Annotated in this window: 19 protein-coding genes; 5 read left to right on the top strand and 14 right to left on the bottom strand. The window is 46.0% G+C overall.

Features of this window, described 5'->3' with window-relative positions; translation table 11 throughout:
* Positions 1 to 160: 160 nt before the first annotated feature.
* Positions 161 to 1276: a serine hydrolase domain-containing protein gene (locus tag EKG38_RS15900; protein WP_126521214.1), complete on the top strand. Its 1116-nt coding sequence runs from the start codon at positions 161 to 163 to the stop codon at positions 1274 to 1276.
* Between the two features lie 98 nt (positions 1277 to 1374).
* On the opposite strand, the gene EKG38_RS15895 is transcribed toward EKG38_RS15900, so the two are convergent.
* Entirely contained in the window at positions 1375 to 2151 is a 777-nt protein-coding gene (locus EKG38_RS15895) for an AraC family transcriptional regulator (RefSeq protein ID WP_126521213.1), read from the bottom strand.
* A gap of 106 nt (positions 2152 to 2257) precedes the next feature.
* Here EKG38_RS15895 and EKG38_RS15890 point away from each other — a divergent pair, with 106 nt between their 5' ends.
* The 3 genes from EKG38_RS15890 to EKG38_RS15880 all read left to right on the top strand — a co-directional run bounded on the left by EKG38_RS15890 (position 2258) and on the right by EKG38_RS15880 (position 6105).
* Entirely contained in the window at positions 2258 to 3469 is a 1212-nt protein-coding gene (locus tag EKG38_RS15890) for a CynX/NimT family MFS transporter (RefSeq protein ID WP_126521212.1), read from the top strand.
* 369 nt (positions 3470 to 3838) lie between these two features.
* The gene (locus EKG38_RS15885; RefSeq protein WP_185826879.1) at positions 3839 to 5116 is read left to right on the top strand and encodes a serine hydrolase domain-containing protein; all 1278 of its coding nucleotides are present in this window, start codon (positions 3839 to 3841) and stop codon (positions 5114 to 5116) included.
* 221 nt (positions 5117 to 5337) lie between these two features.
* Complete coding sequence (locus EKG38_RS15880; protein ID WP_126521210.1) at positions 5338 to 6105, top strand: hypothetical protein; 768 nt, start codon at positions 5338 to 5340, stop codon at positions 6103 to 6105.
* A 94-nt stretch (positions 6106 to 6199) separates the two neighbouring features.
* Here the strand turns inward: EKG38_RS15880 and EKG38_RS25235 are convergent, their stop codons facing one another.
* The 13 genes from EKG38_RS25235 to hyaA all read right to left on the bottom strand — a co-directional run bounded on the left by EKG38_RS25235 (position 6200) and on the right by hyaA (position 18867).
* A complete protein-coding gene (locus tag EKG38_RS25235; protein ID WP_500691052.1) occupies positions 6200 to 6385 on the bottom strand; it encodes a GDCCVxC domain-containing (seleno)protein in 186 nt (61 codons plus the stop codon).
* A 236-nt stretch (positions 6386 to 6621) separates the two neighbouring features.
* A complete protein-coding gene (locus EKG38_RS24985) occupies positions 6622 to 6789 on the bottom strand; it encodes a hypothetical protein (RefSeq protein WP_185826878.1) in 168 nt (55 codons plus the stop codon).
* 86 nt (positions 6790 to 6875) lie between these two features.
* The gene (gene hypA / locus EKG38_RS15870; protein WP_126521253.1) at positions 6876 to 7223 is read right to left on the bottom strand and encodes a hydrogenase/urease nickel incorporation protein HypA; all 348 of its coding nucleotides are present in this window, start codon (positions 7221 to 7223) and stop codon (positions 6876 to 6878) included.
* Between the two features lie 66 nt (positions 7224 to 7289).
* Positions 7290 to 8306: a hydrogenase expression/formation protein HypE gene (gene hypE / locus EKG38_RS15865; RefSeq protein ID WP_126521209.1), complete on the bottom strand. Its 1017-nt coding sequence runs from the start codon at positions 8304 to 8306 to the stop codon at positions 7290 to 7292.
* Between the two features lie 2 nt (positions 8307 to 8308).
* Positions 8309 to 9424 carry a hydrogenase formation protein HypD gene (hypD, locus tag EKG38_RS15860; protein WP_126521208.1) on the bottom strand — a complete coding sequence of 372 codons (1116 nt, stop codon included), beginning with the start codon at positions 9422 to 9424 and terminating at the stop codon, positions 8309 to 8311.
* 4 nt (positions 9425 to 9428) lie between these two features.
* Positions 9429 to 9668: a HypC/HybG/HupF family hydrogenase formation chaperone gene (locus EKG38_RS15855; RefSeq protein WP_126521207.1), complete on the bottom strand. Its 240-nt coding sequence runs from the start codon at positions 9666 to 9668 to the stop codon at positions 9429 to 9431.
* Between the two features lie 2 nt (positions 9669 to 9670).
* Positions 9671 to 10429: a hydrogenase nickel incorporation protein HypB gene (gene hypB, locus EKG38_RS15850; protein ID WP_126521206.1), complete on the bottom strand. Its 759-nt coding sequence runs from the start codon at positions 10427 to 10429 to the stop codon at positions 9671 to 9673.
* 102 nt (positions 10430 to 10531) lie between these two features.
* Positions 10532 to 12883 (bottom strand): carbamoyltransferase HypF, encoded by a 2352-nt coding sequence (hypF, locus tag EKG38_RS15845; protein ID WP_126521205.1) that lies wholly within the window; start codon positions 12881 to 12883, stop codon positions 10532 to 10534.
* A 3-nt stretch (positions 12884 to 12886) separates the two neighbouring features.
* Positions 12887 to 14614, bottom strand: a complete 1728-nt coding sequence (locus EKG38_RS15840) for a NiFe hydrogenase (protein ID WP_126521204.1) — start codon at positions 14612 to 14614, stop codon at positions 12887 to 12889.
* Complete coding sequence (locus tag EKG38_RS15835) at positions 14601 to 15158, bottom strand: HyaD/HybD family hydrogenase maturation endopeptidase (RefSeq protein WP_126521203.1); 558 nt, start codon at positions 15156 to 15158, stop codon at positions 14601 to 14603. Before EKG38_RS15835 ends, EKG38_RS15840 begins: the two co-directional genes overlap by 14 nt.
* 174 nt (positions 15159 to 15332) lie before the next feature.
* The gene (gene cybH / locus EKG38_RS15830) at positions 15333 to 16001 is read right to left on the bottom strand and encodes a Ni/Fe-hydrogenase, b-type cytochrome subunit (protein WP_126521202.1); all 669 of its coding nucleotides are present in this window, start codon (positions 15999 to 16001) and stop codon (positions 15333 to 15335) included.
* Between the two features lie 22 nt (positions 16002 to 16023).
* Positions 16024 to 17727, bottom strand: a complete 1704-nt coding sequence (gene hyaB / locus EKG38_RS15825; protein WP_126521201.1) for a nickel-dependent hydrogenase large subunit — start codon at positions 17725 to 17727, stop codon at positions 16024 to 16026.
* A gap of 3 nt (positions 17728 to 17730) precedes the next feature.
* Positions 17731 to 18867 carry a nickel-dependent hydrogenase small subunit gene (gene hyaA / locus EKG38_RS15820; RefSeq protein ID WP_126521200.1) on the bottom strand — a complete coding sequence of 379 codons (1137 nt, stop codon included), beginning with the start codon at positions 18865 to 18867 and terminating at the stop codon, positions 17731 to 17733.
* A gap of 450 nt (positions 18868 to 19317) precedes the next feature.
* On the opposite strand from hyaA, the gene EKG38_RS15815 reads away from it, so the two are divergent.
* A complete protein-coding gene (locus EKG38_RS15815) occupies positions 19318 to 19734 on the top strand; it encodes a CBS domain-containing protein (RefSeq protein ID WP_126521199.1) in 417 nt (138 codons plus the stop codon).
* The last annotated feature ends 251 nt before the right edge of the window (positions 19735 to 19985 follow it).

The following is a 19985-nucleotide window of genomic DNA, read 5'->3' as shown; positions in this document are numbered from 1 at the left end:
TTACAAATAAATGAAGACTTTACAATGGGAGGTTACACTAGGTGACAAAAGTGTATCTGGTATGACTGACGTGAGTAATTTAAGGGGTAATAATAATTGATATCTATAATTACGAAGGAGGGCGCCAGCTTTTAGCTACCCTCCTGAACAAGGTGTTGTTATGAATAAGCTCTCGGGTTTCTTATTATCTTCTCTTCTGTTAGTGGTATCGGGCTGCAGCGATGCGTCGGATGAAACAAAACAGACGGGTCATTCCAATTTCGATCAACAAAGGAGTGAACTCAGTGAGTTAGTTACCGCCTGGGCAGACCGGAGTGAGGTTCCCAGTGTTTTATTGAGAGTGCAGCGCGGAGCCGATACCGTATTCAGTGGGGCGTCGGGCTTATGGTCTTTCGTCGACAATGATGAAAGATCGGTTTCCGCTAATGCCTATTTTCGCTCAGCCAGCGTAGGCAAACTCTTTACCGCCGTCACCGTGTTTAAATTAGTCGAGCAGGGTAAGCTCTGCCTCGATTCTCCAGTCAGTAATTACCTCGAAGATAAACTTATCTATTCACTTTTTGGATACTATAGCGACACAGTGACAATAGGTCAGCTGCTATCCCACACCAGTGGTTTGGCCAATATAGATAATGATCAGGCTAAAAACAGCTGGATGATGCTGAATCCTGAAAAAGATAAACAACCACAAGAGTTATTGTCTTTTGCTGCCGAGCTTGGTCTGCGATATGAGCCGGGAAAGGGACAGGAATATACCTCTGCAGGTTATATCTTACTGGGTCTGGTTATCGAGGCCGTCACAGAGCAGTCCTATCATAGAGTCGTGCGTGAGCAGGTGTTAGCCCCTTTAAGTCTGAATAATACCTTCGAGCAGGCTCAGGAGTGGCCGACAGATGTTGAGCTTATCCATAATTATGCTGGTGACTATGATATGAATCAAATTCACCCGAGTATGGAATTTGCCGACGGCGGTTTTGTTACTACAACGGCCGACTTGACCCGGTTTGGTATCGCTTTGGCCGAGGGGACGTTTTTTGAACAGGAGCAAACTTACATGGCCATGATGACGCCTCAGGGCTCCGAAGGGATAGGGTTTGGTCCATTTATCGATGAAAATTCATCGGGCGAACTCATCTTCTATCATCCGGGGCATTGGGGAGTCATGTTATATGTCGATCCTGCACATCAACTATCAATTGCTTTTAGTGTAAATCAGAGTGAAGTCGATTATGCCGGTTTTCTTGAGCAGGTCTTGAAGATAGTGAATGCTGAATAATATTGGCGAATTGAATGATTTCCCCTTTGAAACTTATCACCTTGCGGGTAAGCGATGAGGGGAGTGTACATAGCCAACGAAGGTTATACCGATTGGTATTAGTCCCTTTGACTCACATAACGTTTGGGGGACTCGCCCAGTTTTTTCTTGAACATGGTGATAAATGCACTGACAGACTCATAACCAAGTTCCTCTGATACCTGTTGAACAGTGTGATGACTGGATAGTCGCTGTATGGCAATGATGATATGTAATTGTGTTCTCCACCTTCCGAATGACATCCCCGTCTCTTTTTTGATTAACCTGGTAAGAGTTCGTTCGCTCATGGCATAGCGGGAACCCCACTGTGCCACCGTACTTCTGTCATTTGGCGACGCCATCAATGATTCAGCTATTTTTCTTAATTTGCTATTTTTCGATATCGGAAATTCCAGTTGATCTGTCGGCATTTGAGTCAGTTCATGTAATAGAACCTTGACCAATAGGTCGGTGGGAGCACCTGTTTCATAACTCTGAGGCAGTTGAGAAAAATGTTTAATGAGCTCTCTTAACAGAGGGGAGATAGACAAGGTGCAGCTTCGTGTAGGTAAATGAGCCACATGAGGGGCGATAAAAAGCAGACACAGGGAGGCATCACCGGATACCTTGTTGCTGTGAGGGAACCCGGCCGGGATCCAGATAGCGCTCTGGGGAGGTGCTATCCATATTGCATCGGATATTTCACAGGTGATAAAGCCACGAAGGGCGAGGATCAGTTGACCTTTTTGATGGGTATGAACGGGCAGTTCATCGGCGGGCTTGATGGCATCTTGCCTGAGACCGATAACATCGAGAAGAGACAGATCCGGATCAAAGTCTGCAGTATTTTTAAGCATAACTCATAAGTTTGGCTGGTTTTAGTTATTAAGTGACATTATAGCTAAATTCAGCGAGCGTCGAAATATTTATAGTACCGACCTGTTTAATTCATCAGGTTCAAAAATGAGAAAAAGTATTAAAACAGGCTTATTGGTTGCCGGAATATTATTAATTGCGACAAACTTACGCGCCCCTATTACGGGCGTTGCACCGTTGTTAGCCATGATCTCCGAGAGTCTTCTATTATCAACAACGCAAGCGGGGTTACTGACAACCTTACCCTTATTAGCCTTTGCTCTAGTGTCCCCCATCGCCTCATACCTGGCCAAAGAGTACGGTTTAGAACCGTCGATTATGGGGGCGTTAAGTGTCATAGCCGTGGGGATCCTGATCCGTTCATCGGGGAGTGTATCGGCACTCTATCTGGGTACTGTGATTATCGGCTGTGGTATCGCTATCGGAAATGTGCTGTTACCCAGTTTATTAAAACGTGATTTTCCTGCTCGTATCTCGACATTTACTGCGGTTTACGTGTTAACTATGGGGATAGGCTCGGCCATCAGTTCAGCCATTGCAGTCCCTCTGGCACAATTTGACGATAAGGGGTGGGCCTTTTCTATGGGCTGTTTCATCGTGATCCCACTGCTTTCGATGGCACTCTGGTTTCCACAGATGAAAAATCACACTCAGCCAGCAGAAGATACTCTGGGCCTTCCCCATGGTGGAAAGGTTTGGCGTTCGCCACTGGCGTGGCAGGTGACCTTTTTTCTCGGTTTAAATTCATTTATCTCCTATATCATAATCGGTTGGCTACCGACTATTCTTATCGATGCTGGTTACTCGGCTTCACAGGCGGGGGCAATGCATGGATTGTTGCAGCTATCTACCGCGATACCCGGGTTATTGCTTATTCCTGCGTTGGCAAGGCTGAAAGATCAACGCGGGTTAGCATTCGGTGTATCAGTTGCTGCCATGCTGGGCATCTTGGGCTTACTCTATTTGCCAGAGTTTGCGTTGTTATGGACGCTGATATTCGGTTTCGGCGCAGGTGCGGGCTTAATTCTTGGCTTATCTTTTATTAGTTTGCGCACGGATAACTCACACCAGGCTGCGGCGCTATCGGGTATGTCACAGAGTATTGGTTATCTTTTGGCGGCAATGGGGCCAGCCTTGGTGGGTTCTATCTACAGTGCGACAAACAGTTGGGTGATTCCTCTTGTGCTATGTGCATCGGGTTGCGGATTCTGCGCCCTGTTCGGTTTGTTTGCCGGAAGAGGTTTAACGATTAATGCTCAGCTAAGCGCTGGGTGTGAAAAGGCGGTTCAGGTTACTTGATAATAAGAGTTTAAGGTGCTGCAGCTTGATATATTTCAGGAATGTTAACTGCTGCCTCTTCCCCATACATCCCAGGTCAGTTGATAAATACAGAACACTATTTGGCTTCCTTTGGTAGCGCATGTCATGGTGTATTCACCGCTCTGGCATTAGTCCTCGGCGCACACTCGTGCGGTGCAAACATCTCTATCACTTAACTAATTCCTTTAGTGAAGTTTAGTGATTCAATTAATGCGATAGTAACCCCATTAAAGAGAACCCTTATTTGACCTGGAGCATTACCGTTTTCTAACTTTTACCAAAGATAGATAGGGTTAGAAAATGTTTTTCCAGTTCTATTATTTATTAAATCTTAGAAACGAGGTTTTTATGAAAAAGTCTATTGTCGCTTTATCGCTTGCTCTAACGACAGTTTTTGGTGCTCAAGCGGCGACATATCATGGGCCTGATAAAGCATATTTAGAGCAGCTTGCTCCCAATGGTATTACTCAGGCAAATTGGGATGACGCCGAATATGGTTCTATGATGTACATCGACAGCCATAAGATCAGTGACCATGCAAAAATATATAAAGGTGATAATGGGCGTAGCTTCGATAAATCTGATAAGTCTATCGATCTTAACGCGATAATGGTTGCAGATATCGATGGTGTCCCGCTACCCCTGAATGATCTACTTCGTGATCGCTTGTTCAATCGCTCAATGGTTGTTTTGCAAGATGGCAAAATGGTTCATGAACACTACTGGTCCGGTACGAATAAAGAGACTCTGCAACTGACATGGTCAGCGGGTAAATCAATGACAAGCTCATTACTTGCCATAGCCGTCGAAGAAGGTTATCTGAAAATGACCGATCCGGTTGAAAAATATGTTCCGGAAGCCAAAGGTACCGTATTAGGGGCTTACCCGATCCAATATGTAGCAGATATGCGCTCAGGTTTCGCCTTGATTGACAAGGTTAAGAGTCAGTATGGTGATGATTGGGACGCGAGTATGGAAGATGCCATCAGCTGGCATGGCGATGTTGAGACTGATTGGGTCGGCATCAAAGATTATACTCCCCATCTAACAAAACTCTCCTACAAGCAAGGTGAGAAGTTTGAATATCATTCCTACAATACTGAATTACTTGGTTTAATTACTTCCCGGGCTATCGGTAAAACTTGGGTTGATTATTTCGAAGAGAAAATTTGGAAGCAAGGGCAGTTCAACTCAGATACTACCATTATGGTCGACCGTGAAAAAACACCGATCACTTCAGGTGCGCTGACCATGACGACTCGTGATTTCGCAACTATGGGTGATATATGGGCTTACGATGGTAAAAACCAAGCCGGTAAACAAATCATACCTAAGGCGTTTTTAGATAATGTTTTAGCTGGTAATGATGAAGTTCGTTCAGCCTGGACTAAAGGTAAAGAAGCAGAGCTTGCCGATGGTTGGTATATCGATCAGTTTCGTGTGTTGAACCTTGGTGGTGAGCAATGGTTAATCGCAGTTGGTGTTCATGGTCAGATTATCGCGGTAAATCAAGAGTCAAAAACGGTGATCGCTATGTTCGGAAATTACAATGTGGGCCATAGTGCTCGAATGGCAATCGATTACTTCCATACCGTTATCCCGGCAATTAAAGCTGGTATCAAGTAACAGGTTGGTAACAGATAGTGAAGAAAAGGGCTCTGATGAGTCCTTTTCTTTATATGAATTTTAGAAATGGACATAGAAAGATGACCAATAAATAAGGTTGCAACCCCGTCGGGTGAAAGGAGCCTTATGTAGCTAAATTGTTATTATTGATGTAAATCAAGATAAAATTGGCCACGTCCACTTATAGTGGGTGACAAATTATAATTAAAACAGAAGTTGTCATGGAAAATATCGCCGAACAAGAACTCGTTACGCCACTCTCTACCTTTACGGTCTCGGCGAGGGGAAAGAATCGATTGGAGCCCATCGGTAATTTTCTGAAGACGAACTTCGCTTCACTTCCCCTGAAACAAATTGAGAGTATTTTTGGTTTTGTCGAGCGTTCGACTCTGTATGGTGGCCGGGCCTTTCAACAGAGGCAGCTATCTAATAGCGATGTATTACAACTGAATGAGTGGGGCATTGGGGTCAGGATCCCGATGACAAATCACTTTGCCACCCGTGATGAGTTTCAGCAAAACAGTCGCATCTTGCAGAAGTATCACAATCCGCTTAACTCCATTATCTGCACCAATGATGACCTGGCTCAATGGGTCCGAAACGACTTTCCTGATTATGATATCGAAGCCAGTGTGATTAAAAATATCACCACCTCCAGCCAGATTGAAGATGCGTTAGCTATCTACACGACCGTCGTCTTGCCTATGGTTGCAAACGATGACGATGCCTTGTTAGACAGCATCGAAGATAAGAGCCGGATCAGGCTGTTTGCCAATGCAGGGTGCGCCTATACCTGTCCCGCCAGGATCTGCTATAAGTCTTTTTCAAAGATGAACAAGTTTAAAGGGGATGAGTTTAAGTGTTCACAGCCGATAAAGGCACGGACAAGTAAAGGCATGATCGATTTTGACCTGCAGCGTCTACGGGATAAAGGTTTCCATAAATTTAAGCTGCTACGTGCTCAGGTTGGTAATCAAACCGGTTATTAGTCGTATAAGAGGTAAATATAAGGCCTTGAGAAGAGAAATATGGGTCGGTAATTGTATCTGTATTTACCTTTCCGCATTTACGCGGCTTTAACCATCAACCACAGCACGGGGTTCCTTCCTGCACTGGAGGGCACTTCACCGTACCATACGAGCAAAATACGCAGCAGTCACCTTCAAGCGGTCTTAGCAGCGTTTTACATGACGTACATTCGTAATACCATTGACAAGCATTGGTAGGCATCTCTTCGGTTTTCCTGTGGCCGCATACGGGACAGGTGATCTCAGAAAGTAACTCTATGCTCTTAATTTCGACTCCTTAACACTCTTAGCCGGTAGATATTCTCTGTTTATACACTAAGGAAATAAAAAAGAGGAGGGGATTCCCCCTCTATTTATATTTTTGAACAAGGGCTTTATACCAATCGGTATTGAACATGCTTTTGAGTTTTTGTCTCGATGTTCAAAGCCCATTGTTTGTTCATCGCGCGCACAAACCCTTGCCTGAAGCTTGAGTTGTTATCGGTTTTTTTTCCAGACAAATGCACCGGCAGCAATGATCACAACGGCTACTAACGGCAATATATCAAACATATGGTGGAACATGCCGACACCTTCATGTCCTGAATGTGCCATTGCCATTGTTGGCATTGCGAGTAGTGCGATCATAGATAATACTGTCTTCATAGGTAACTCCATTTTGTTTGTTGTAGGTTTAATTTCGTTAAGTTTTAATCGTTACTGATTCAATTTGTTGGTATTGGCTGATGGCTCTATTCTGTCTCGAGTTCGAGTTGCATCAATAACATCTCTTCACCCTCGGTAAGCCGGGTATTGAAACTCTTACACTGTGGACAGATGAGGTTTCTCTCTTCCAGCTGCGTCTGGGTGTCGCAATCACTGCAATGGATCACCAGCGGTTGGATCTGCATCTCGAGTTCGGCATTCTTGCAAATGCCATCGAGTTTAAAGGTTTCAAACGCCGTCCTAAGCAGTTCAGGTTCGACACCACTCATCACACCAATCTTTATGACCACTCGCGCAATGCTATTAGCCCTGTTTTCGAGGGCATGTTGTTCACACTGTTCAATCAATGCGCTGACAATAGAGTACTCATGCATGATTAACTTCTCCTGCATGACCGCTCGCAAAGCCAGTGACAATAGAACTGTCTATCTGATGCATGATTAGCAGATCCTTGGCAGTAGTTCACCGTGAGGGAGATCGAGATAGCGATTACTTCCCCAAGGGGTTTTGATCACGACCTTTCCAAGGTGCTCATCGGTCACAGTGCCTATGATGGCGGCATTCTCGCAGTGGCCATAGCGTTGCATTATTTCTAACGCCCCTGCCGCGATCTCCTGAGGGAGTGCGATGATAAACGTGCCTTCGTTGGCTAAATCATGTGCCTCAAAACCATAGAGTTCGCACAAACCTTTCACTTCATCACAGATAGGGATGGCTGATTCTTCAACCTTAATACCGACATTCGAGGCAACGGCCCACTCATTCAGGACGGCGGCTAGTCCGCCTCGCGTTGCATCGCGCATGGCATGAATTTCAATATTTGCGGCGATGAGCTGCTCGATAACCGGCCATAAATTAGCGCAGTCACTGGTAAGTTCTGACTCGAGAGAAAGCGCCTCTCTGGCCATCAAAATAGCAGCACCATGACGTCCAATGTCTCGAGAGACTAGGATGGCATCGCCTTGCTGAATGTTTTTAACCGAGATCCCTTTGTGTAAAATACGTCCCACACCGGAAGTATTAATGAACAGTCCATCGGCGCAGCCTTTAGGTACCACCTTAGTATCGCCACAGACGATGCGTGTACCACTCTTGGCCATTTCCTGGCGCATACTGGCAACGATAGTTTTGAGCTTAGCAACCTCGAAACCCTCTTCGATGATGAAACTACAGCTTAAGTATTGAGGCTCGGCGCCCATCATTGCCAGATCGTTAACCGTTCCGGCAACAGCCAGCTTGCCGATATCGCCGCCAGCGAAGAAAATGGGGGCGACGGTAAACGAGTCTGTGGTAAAGGCAGTCTCACCGGAAAGATTCAGTAGTGCCGCATCTTCCTCGCTGTTCAAGATCGGATTATGAAATTCACTGAAGAAAATATCCTGGATCAGTGCGTTCATCTCTTTACCACCGCCACCATGGCTAAGCTGAACGGTTTTACTCTTCATTTTATTTGACATGGTTAAACTCCGTTGTAGCGGTAGTAAGCGTTACAGGCACCTTCAGAGCTGACCATACAGCTGCCCAGTGGCGATTCAGGGGTGCAACCGCGTCCGAACACTTTGCAATCTTTAGGGTTCGCGAGTCCGCGCAATATATCACCGCATTGACAGGCCTTATGGTCGTCGATCTCTTTGACCGGCAACCTGTCGGCGTAGATGAGTTCAGCATCTCTGTGGGCATATTGTGGACGGAGTTTCAGGGCCGAATTTGGGATCGGGCCGAGTCCACGCCAGCGGAAATCTTCTCTTATTTCGAAGAAATGCTCGTTCTTCTCCTGTGCTGCAAGGTTTCCCTCTTCGGTCACGGCTCGGCTATATTGTACATCGAGCTCTGCTACACCTTGCGCCTTCTGCTTGGTAATTCTTAAGATGGATTCCATAACGTCGACAGGTTCAAAACCCGATACCACAACAGGCATATGGTAATTATCAACCGCAGGACGGTAGACCTTAGCGCCACTTATCACGCTGACGTGAGCCGGACCGATAAAGGCGTTAACCGTTGCCCTTGGATCCGCCATGACCGCATCCATTGCCGGAGGCACTAACACATGGTTGATATGAAACAGCAGGTTATCGATATTTCTTTTTTCTGCCTGCTCGAGAAGAACTGCCGTCATAGGGGTAGACGTTTCAAAGCCGATAGCAAAGAATATAACGGTTTTATCCGGATTGTCGGTGGCGATAGTCAGGGTATCGAGTGGGTCGTAAATTGGACGAATGTCACACCCTTTCGACCTGAATTCAGCAAGGCTGCCTTTCGAACCCGGCACCCTGATCATGTCGCCTAACGTGACGAGAATGACATTAGGTTGGCTGGCAAGCGTGGCGGCATGGTCGATACGCTCTTTAGGCATGATACATACCGGACATCCGGGCCCATGAATGAACTTAATGTTCTCAGGCAAGAGCTGATTTAAACCATATTTCATGATGGTGTGAGTATGTCCACCGCACACTTCCATGATGTTAATGGGTTCTGAACATTTTGCCGCTTCTATGGCGATCATCTCAGCCAGTTTAGCAATGGTTTTAGGGTCTCGAAACCCTTGGTAAAGTGATTTCAGTGCTAACATTCAATTACTCCGCCGCAGCCATTTTTTCGACAATTTCGTTATAAAGCTCGATGCTCTGTAACGCATCGGCTTTATCGATTTTATTCATGACGAATCCGATGTGGATCAAGACATAGTCACCAATTTCCAGGGGCTCAGGCATCAGGTGTGCGCTGACTTTTCTCTTTACGCCCATGGTTTCAACTGTGACGCTTTGCTCCTCTTCGTGAAGCTCAACGACCTGAGAAGGAATAGATAAACACATGGTTACGCTCCTTTACGGTGAGTTTTTAGCCAGTTAGCAACTTGAGCCATTGAGTCGCCATCCTTAATAGAGACCTCAATGACCTCGACTTCAGGATTAAGCTTCTTAACTTGTGCGCGGGCCTCTTCGACACTGAAATCAAAATAGGGGAGTAGGTCGCACTTGGTGATCAAGATAAGATCGGCACGGCGGAACATAACCGGATACTTCTCAACTTTATCATCGCCTTCAGGTACAGATACCAGGACAACATTGAGGTGAGCTCCCACATCATAGGATGCCGGGCAGACGAGATTACCGACGTTTTCCACGAAGCAGATATCGAGATCCTTAAGATCAACATGATGCAGGGCCCCATGGACCATAAAGGCATCCAGATGACAAGCCGAGCCGGTTTGGATCTGATAAGCGTCGATCCCCTTGGCTTTTAGTCTGTCTGCATCCCGCGATGTTTCCAGATCGCCTTCGATAACGGCATATTTGAGCTCTGTGTATTCCTGGAGATTTTCAAGCAAGGTTGTCTTACCACTACCCGGGCTACTCATTAAGTTGAAGGCCGTGATGCCATTGGCTTCAAAGTGTTCTCTGTTATGGGCGGCTTCAATATCATTTTTATCGAGTATTTTATGGATAACCGCTAAGGTTTTTTTATCATTCAGTTGGGGATTACTATGTAGATCGCCGTGAGTGTGATGTTCATGGTCATGGGAATGCTCGCCATGGGAGGGACGAGTCAGTGAACAGCCGCAATCTTTACACATTGTTGTACTCCATTTTTAGTCCTGATGTTAAATAATGTCTGAAAATGTGAAAATTTCTTTGATTCCCATCAGGTCAGTTATTGATTCTTGTTGTTTTGGTCGTTATTTGTGATGCAAGCCATACCAGAGCTGGCCTAGTGCAATACCACCATCGTTAATCGGAACATGATGGGGCATTAAGCGCTTACTACCTTGCTCGTTTAGCTTTTTGATACATAGCTCAGAGAGATAACGGTTTTGAAAGACACCACCAGATAACACCACGGGTAGGGATGTATGTTGTTTTGCAAGAGTGGTGACGGCATCGCCCAGGCTATTCATAAATCCACGTGCAATATAACTGACTCTCTGCTCAGTTAATGTCTCTTGGGTGACACTGGATACTAACTGCTTAAACAGGGTATCGAGGTGCCACATGCCATCGATAACAGGGAGTAAGTAACAAAACTCTGCAGTTGCTATCGAATCGTCGAACCGATTGGCCGCCGCTTCGAGTAACATACCGGCTTGGCCCTCAAATTGGTTCCTCTCTATCAAGCCCAGAAGCACGGCGACCGCATCGAAAATACGACCGATAGAGGAAGTTTCGATACAGCGACTCTTGCTCTGCCATAATTTATGCAGGTTTTCTATGAGTCTCGGGTCAGTTTTAGTCAAAATGGATAAGGGAAGTGCGAGAAGTTCATCCAGAGAATATTGCTGAAACAGGATTGCCAACAGCAAACGTTTCGGATCTTTAATGGCCTGCTCTCCACCAATCAGCATAAAGGGTTTAATGTGGCAGACCCGCTCGAAGCCATGCACATCGGCGATAAGCGCCTCGCCACCCCACAGAGATTGATCGTCACCGAGTCCGGTTCCATCGAAACTAAAACCTAATACTTTCTCTTTAACCTGGTTAACAGCCATCACACTGAGTATATGAGCATGGTGATGCTGAATTTCTAATTGTTTAACCCCCTCGTTTTCTTCTGTAAATTGTTGTGCCCATTTAGAGGGGGCATAGTCAGGATGTTTATCGCTGATAACAACTTTGGGGCTAAATTGATAAAGGCGTTTAAAGGTGGCCAATGTATGATCGAAGTAGCTTTCGGCTTCTAAACTAAACAGATCACCGATATGAGGGCTTAATACCATCTTGTCGGCGAATCCAAAAGCGATGCTATTTTTTTGCTGTGCCCCCACAGCGAGGTGATGCGATGCACTGCCGGTGGGATTGTGTATGCTCAATGGCGCAAAGCCACGGGCCAGACGCAACATCTGAACCTCTTCACCAATACACTGAATGACACTGTCATCACAGGCGTTGATGATAGGGCGGTTATGATCCAGTATTGAATCTACCACATCAGAGAGCTGAGCTATGATCTCTTTCCCATCGCAAATTATCGGTTCACCGCTGCGGTTAGCACTGGTGGCTACGATAGGAATATCTAACTCTTTGAGAAGCAGAGAATGCAGCGGCGTGTAGGGTAAAAACACACCTAACTTATCGATTCCTGGTGCGATTGCCGGACTTAAATTGACCGTATTTGAGCGGTTTTTGGTCATGATGGTGATAGGTCTTTCAATCGAGGTGAGCTGATCCCACTCAAATTGTGAACCTGTCACGATGGATTTTGCCATCTCAAGACTACTCACCATGACGGCTAATGGTTTACTCGGGCGTCTCTTTCGCTCTCTCAACCGCTCAACTGCGTCATGATTGGTCGCATCACAGACTAAATGGAAGCCACCAAGCCCTTTAATGGCAAGGATCTCTCCTTTGGATAGCCGCTCGACTGTCTCTTTTAATGCCGCATCTTTTTCTGCCAGAAGTTCGCCCTCTCGGGAGAGTAAGGAGAGATGAGGCCCGCACTGCGGGCAGCTGACGGGCTGAGCATGGTAACGCCTGTCTAATGGGTCGAGATAGGAAGCTTCACAACGTGAACACATGGCAAAACTTGCCATAGAGGTGTGTTTTCTGTCGTAGGGTAAGGCTTTAATCAGTGTATATCTTGGGCCGCAGTTCGTGCAGTTAGTAAACGGATAGCGGTAATGGCGGTTACCGGGGTCAATAATTTCATCTAAGCAGGTGTTGCAACAGCTCTTATCGGGTGAGATAGCTACAACCGCACTTAAATTGTCATTACTGGCTACAATGACGAATTCCGGGCAATCCTGAACTAGCTCCACTTGCTTTGAACTGAGCGTGTCGATGCGAGCGAGCGGGGGAGGAGATGTATCAAAACGCGCGATAAAACTATCAATATTGCGCCGTTTCCCCTGAACTTCAATGGTGACTCCCTGGCCATTGTTGAGCACGAAGCCACTGAGATCTTCACCCTTGGCATGGCGATAGACGAAGGGCCGGAAGCCGACCCCTTGAACGATACCGGTGACAATGATTTCAACCCTTACAGCCGAGTCCGGCTGTAAGGAAGAGAGAGTGTTATTTTCTCTTGTTTCAATCATGGGCTATTGTCTTCGCTTTTTAAGGTAAAGCCCGCCAACGGCAAGATTGTTACCATCGAGATCCAGTCTATGGTTGATTTTTAGAGGGAAATTTTTACCGAGTCTCAGAGATAACCTTTGAGTTAGCACTTCGTTGGCAAACTCACTGCCGGCCAATATGACCGAATTGACCCCAATATTAAGATCCAGATGTTCAATCCAGTTCGCCAAAAAGTCGGCCAGTGAATCCTGCATACCGAAGGCTAGCTTATATGAGTCTCTATCGTCGGCTAATCGGAAACTTATCAGTGACCCCAATGTTTTGCACCAATTCAAGCTTCGATGTGCTTCGCCTTTAGTCAGGGGATAATCGATTCTAGGTGAGTTAGACCCTCTGTGAGCCATGGCGCAACTGATTAAGGCATCGGATAGCGCATCTTTAGTCAAGGCCTTGGTTGGAAGCCCAAGGATGATCGCCGCAATGGCCCAAAGGCTCTGTAGGTTATCCGTTGGCGAGGCTAAATTCAGATCCAGCAGTCTGAGGTAATCATCCGGATATTTTTGTTTAAACTTTTCAACCACGCCACGTTGCGGGCTCTGTTCCAGGTGATGGTAGATGTCATAACCTGTGCTCGGGAGTGTTGGCAGAGAGAAGAATAACTCAGATTTTTGATCTCTGTCTTGAGTCACAATCTGGCCTGTCTGCTCCTGGCTAAAGTAGATCACAGCGCTATTTTTAAACTGACCACTCTCAAGATTTCCTGCGTGAAGGGCACAGATACCGGCGTCGCTTCTTTCGCCATCAGTTCCCTCTGCATCCGACTGAGTACAGCTAATCAATCCCTTTTTCCAGCTTGCGACTACGCCGTTGAAACTCGCTTCATCGTGCAGAGGTTCCGGGGTGCTGTCTAAAACGACTATGGGTTCATTACTGTCGGTTTCACTGGAAATTTTACTCCATGCCGATTGGATCCAAACCATAGGTTTGCTGAGATTGTCGGCATGAAAATAGACCCAATCGATCCCTTTTTGTCTTAATATTTCACACAGAACGACCACGGCGCGATTATAGGCAAAGCAGATATCGTAAAGAGGCGCATCCAGTTTTGGGTGATCGTTAACCGGGCGGGCGGTGATTAATGGCTTTTCAATACTCGACAGGGCTAAGATTTGATGATCTTTTAGATGGAACTGGGCGTTGAGAGTATTGGGATTACAGATCAGTAGCTTATCCCGGCCCGTATTGCTTAAAGGCGAAAGACTGAATGTAATGGTATCTTTATTTGGAAGTTGAGCTTCGCCATCTCTCAGTAAGGAATCTGCAATTGCAACAATATCGGTATAGGAGAGGCCCAAATGCTTTTCATGAAGACGCGTTCGCCCATGGCAGCAGTCACACTTCAAGGAGATATCGCCAAAAAGAGGTGACTGGTTATCACCGAACAGTGGCAGACACTGCTGACAAAATTCCTGCTCTACCTTGGCATCGGGTAATAGTTGATGGCTACCCATACGTGAATCTATCAGAGATATGCGCGAATCTGTTAACCACACAGAAATAAGGAAATCTTGTGCAATTGCATCGGCGAGGGATTCAAGTTCTTTTAACTCCCCCTGAGCCTCGATAAAATAGACCTGCTCCTGATAACCTACCGTGATATTCAGCTGGTCATGATTAAGATATTGATTACACAAGTGCGCATAAAGGGGAACCTGTCTCGAACAGGTAAATTCAAACCTAATATTCTTCATTATAATTAACACCGCGTTTGTATGACTCGGGGATTAAGGTATTGATATCTATTTCGTTAATGCGATCACAGCTGAAATCAAGCTGATTAAGATGTGCTAATAGTGTTTTTTCCATCAGTGGAACGGCAGCTTCTACCATAGGGGTTAAGCCTAAGGTCATAGGTTCGAGTACCGTTGGCGTTACACCTAAGATATAGGTTTTAGGACGATCGCCTACCATATCCATCATGTTCAATGTTTGCAGCATTTCAACTTCGTGAGCACTGCCTTGCCAGTCGATCTCCGCCGGAGCTTTATCGAAATCGAAGAAATAGACCTGCCCGGGCTCGACATCATGGGCATTGACGGTATCGACCACAATTAAGTAGTCATATTGACAGATAATCGGGATTAAACCTTGGGCGAGGGTGCCACCATCTGTAATATCCAGTTGGTCACTCTCATGGCTGAATTTATAATTTTCAGCGATATAATTGACGAAATGTACACCGATACCTTCATCTGCGTACAGGACATTGCCAATACCTAGCAGCAATACCTTCATTAAAACCTTGCCTTGTTGTTAGTGACTATCATCATCGATAAGTAAGGTTTATACCTGCTTTTAACACCACTTTCTATCCATGAATTTATAGTGATCAGATAATAATGGTCTAAAAATAATAAAAGTACGCCGACAGAATCGGCGTACCCTGATATTGATTAGTGACGACAATATCTACTTGTGCTTCTTGTGGTAATCATAACCAGAGACAATAGAATCTACAGAGTTATGTTTGAACCTGATACCCGACCATACGGCCATGTATACATGGACAAGAACGAAGATGACAAATACCCAAGTCAGGTAATGGTGCCAAATTCTTACTTGTGCCAGTCCACCCATCTGTGCGGTGATCCAACCTGCTGCATCCCACATCATGCCACCCATTCCAAGGTGGTAAACGTTGGCGTACAGTACCAGGCCAGTGATACAGATAATCAGAGCCATAAATGAGATCAATACATAGGTTGTGAACTGTAATGGTCCATAAACACCCGCTTTATTCAGGTGCCCCATCCATAAGTATGATTTCAAGTTTTTAACCCAGCTACTTACACTCGACACATCACGGAAAGATCGACGTTCAATGTCGCTCTTGCCGAAGAAGAAGAGGTAAAAGCGCACCAGGGTGATGGCGGTTAACGCAAAGCCAAACACTAAGTGAGCAAAGCGGATATAGCTCTGAACCTGAATATCATTAGTTTCAGGCGCCACCAAAAATGGCCAAGATATATAAAATCCTGTGATAACCAGAACGAGTATCGACAGTGCCCGGAGCCAGTGAAAAATCCGGATCGCAGGGCTGAAGATCAAGTCTCTAGTATGGGTCGCAGAATGATTCATTTTGCTATCCCTCCCTTAGTGATTATTGGCCGTTGGGATCGATACGGAATTCACCCAACTCTTGTCCCTTAAAGTCCATAACATGTACAGAACAAGCCATACAAGGGTCAAATGAGTGAATGATTCGTATGACTTCCAGTGGTTTAGTTGGATCTTCCAACTTCAGACCAATCAAAGAAGCTTCATAAGGACCCATCTTTCCGTTGGCATCGACGGGACCTGCGTTCCAGGTTGTCGGTACTACGGCTTGATAGTTCTCTACAAGACCGCCTTTAATACGAATCCAGTGACTTAGCATGCCGCGAGGCGCTTCGATCATCGAGTGTCCAACGTACTCCTGACTGGAATCCATTACAGGTTTAACGTAGGTAGACTCATCAGATTGCATGTTGACCAGCATAGCATCGAACGTCTTAAGACCCTCTTCAGCAACAATCACTGTCTGTAACATACGCGCTGCAGTACGACCTAAGGTAGTGAACAGGGCGCCTATTGGCAAACCAGTGGCTTCAAGCAGGCCATTGACCGAGTCAACAACAACCTTGTTGCCTTTAGCGTAACTCACGAGCAAGCTTGCAAGTGGTCCCACTTCCATTGGCTCATCGTCGTAGCGCGGAGACTTAACCCAAGAGTACTTACCGTCACCATCAAGGGTAGGTAGCTTACCGTAGACAGTGTCACGCTCAACAAAACCTGTGTAGTCTGGAACCGTTGTTCCGTCATACGGATGCTGTGCGCCGTCGGCTTTGTACCAGGCGTGGGTCACGTCTTCCTTGATGAGATCTGGGTTAATGTCGGTCACACCGGCAAGATCGCCGTTCATGATCACACCCTGATCAAACATGTACTGACCATCGGCCAATACGAAGTCGTTGGTAGCCATGAAGTTCTTCACGTTTACGCCACCAAGTACACTAGGCTCGCCACCAAATGCTGCTGCAGCCATAACGATGTCGGCTTTATAGGCACGGTGAATGAAGTCAGTCACGATAGCGTGCTTCTGCTTCCATTCCTGCAAACGTGCAGGGCTCAACATATCTCGAACCGAAGTCACACCACCAACAACCAAAGATTGTGGATGTGGAGACTTACCACCGAAGATAGCCAACATCTCAGCCGCGACACGTTGAACTTCAAGCGCCTTAAGGTAGTGAGATAGGGCGATCAGGTTTTGCTCTGGTGTAAACTTGTAAGTGCCATTACCCCAATACGCGTTAGCGAATGGGCCAAGCTTACCGGTTTCAACGAAACCTTTGATTCGCTCCTGTACGGCACGTAGTTCACCTTCACCGGCAGAAATAGGATTCGCGGTATACTTAAGCGCTTCTTGCGCCGCAGCAGCAGGATCGGCACTCAGTGCAGATACGACATCTACCCAGTCCAAACCATGCAGGTGATAGAAATGAACGATATGGTCATGCATATACAGTGATGTCTGCATCAATGAACGCAGATATTTGGCATTAAGAGGGATCTCAGTTCCTAATGCATTTTCAACTGCTTCAATACCGGCACGGTAATGGGAATAAGTACAAACACCACAAATTCTCTGTACGATCAGTCCGACATCCATAGGGGTACGACCCTTAAGGATGACTTCGATGCCGCGCCAAAGAGTAGAAGATGACCAAGCTTTGTTAATGACATTGTTTTCGTCGACTTCGACTTCGACGCGCAAGTGACCCTCAATACGGGTAATGGGATCGATTACTACACGCTTACTCATTGATTACTCCTCCAGTGGCTTGGCGAAAATGCTGGTAACGGCATGGGCGCCAATACCCACAGCAGTTGCTCCAAGAATAACGGCACCTACGGTGTCCGCAGTTGCATCAATTCCATGTAGGAGTTGTCTGCCAAGTGGCTTTTCAAAGTCAGCCATATCATCCCAGAAATTTGGCTCTGAGCAGCCCATACAACCATGTCCTGCAAGTACTGGCCAACTGGTATGATGGTTAAATCTTTCGGTAGGGCAGTTGTTATAGGTATAAGGACCCTTACAACCCACCTTGTAGAGGCAGTAGCCCTCTTTAGCACCTTGGTCACCAAACTCTTCGACGAACTCACCGGCATCGAAACGGCCACGACGTTCACAGTTATCGTGTACACGCGCACCGTAAGCCCATTTAGGACGGTTGAACATATCGAGTGCTGGAAGTTTGCCAAACATGATGAAATACATCAGGGTTCCGACAATGTTCTTCTCACTTGGAGGACAACCACCCAAGTTAATCACTGTCTTGTCGACAACTTCATGTATGCCTTTTGCACCCGTTGGGTTAGGCGAGGCAGCTTGAACACCACCGAAAGCTGCACAGGTACCGACAGAAATAATCGCCGCAGCGCCTTCGGCAGCATGCTTGATGATTTCAAGGCCTGTGTGACCTTTACAACCGACGGTCAGATAAGCACCGTTGTTTGCTGTAGGTACTGCGCCTTCTACCGCAAGAAGATATTGGCCTTTGTAGGCCTCCATCGCATGTTCCAGATTCTCTTCAGCTTGCCAGCCAGCGGCGGCCATCAAGGTTTCATGGTATTCCAATGAAACATGATCGAAGATAAGAGAATCCAGATTAGGTGTATCGGTTCTTATTAAAGACTCAGAACAACCTGTGCACTCGGCCATGTGTAACCAGATTAACGGTACTCTATCGGCAAGTTCCGCGGCTTCCGCGACAAGCGTACTGAATGGAAGGGGAAGTGCTAGCATCGCTGTTACAGATGCGCTCCACTTCATAAAGTCACGGCGGGTGATGCCATGCTCTTTCATTTTGCTAGTTAATGACTGTCCGTCTCGGGATTTGAGCTGGCGCAGCATATCCAAACGCGCCTGTCCCTGTCGATATAGGGCTGCATGTGTGTCCATGTTAAACCTTTGTTGTTGTTATGGAGTTGAATTGTTTTTGCTCACTTTGCAGCAACAAGTCTATGCCTAAAAAAATGAAAAATATTGACTCACATCAAGCTTTATCGTGCTTGAGACGAAAGTCGTGCATTAGATTTCATCAATATGAACTAGATCATCTTTCAGCATAATCATGGGTCAAAATGTCCCAGCCTGAAAGTTTACTGGCTGGTGTTCACATAAATAAAAATCATTAAATCTAGTGGCTTAAAGGGATATTTCTTGTTTTAAAGGCTAAAAGAAAGGTGCATATTATAAGCGGCTTTGCAATGTTAACTATTTGGTTCACTTGTTATTTATTACACTAATCCAACAAAATTAATTATTTAGATTAGCTTTGTCGAATGTTTTGTGTACAGTTTGTTGGTTTCTTATGTAAACTGAAGTTAAGACAAACCACAGGGGAAGAAAATGGATTCAATTAAAGTTACCGAATATATGGACCGTCAACCCGTGCTGCTTACACCCGAAATGTCGTTGGCTGCTGCGGTCGACGCGTTATTAGAGAAGAAAAAGTTGGGAGCACCCGTTGTAGATGCTTCGGGCCAACTTGTTGGTTTCCTGTCTCAACAGGACTGCATGTCTGTGATGCTAAAAAGCAGTTACCATTGTGACTTAGTGGCTAATGTAAATGACTGCATGCGCAGCGATGTGCTCTGGGTATCACCCGACGACAGCGTTTTACGACTCGCCGAACAGATGTTGGGACCTAAGCCGAAAGTTTACCCGGTAGTAGAAGAGGGCAAGGTGATTGGCACTATAAACCGCACCGACGTACTTAGTGCCATCAATAAATATATGCAGCAATGCTATCTCGCGCCGGCTTAGGCTCTTTTCATAACGAGTATCACTCATATTATTAAGCTTCACCTTTTCAGCTAGGGGGGGCTCGCAGCATCTTGTGTTATAGCGAGTTAACCCTAGTTCAGGTATGGCCCGACAACAGCGGCTCTTTTTAGGGCTTGCTCGCAGCGTCTTATTTGAACGCCCACTCGATATATTTAATCAAGCTTTGCCCACAATTGTTGAACTCATAGGTTAGTGAGTTCTCTGTTAGTGGCGAGCTAGTGAGGGCATTC

The sequence above is a fragment of the Shewanella canadensis genome, assembly GCF_003966225.1.
Lineage (GTDB): Bacteria > Pseudomonadota > Gammaproteobacteria > Enterobacterales > Shewanellaceae > Shewanella > Shewanella canadensis.
The sequence above is the reverse complement of the archived record's forward strand: the minus strand, read 5'-3'. Positions and strand labels throughout refer to the sequence as shown.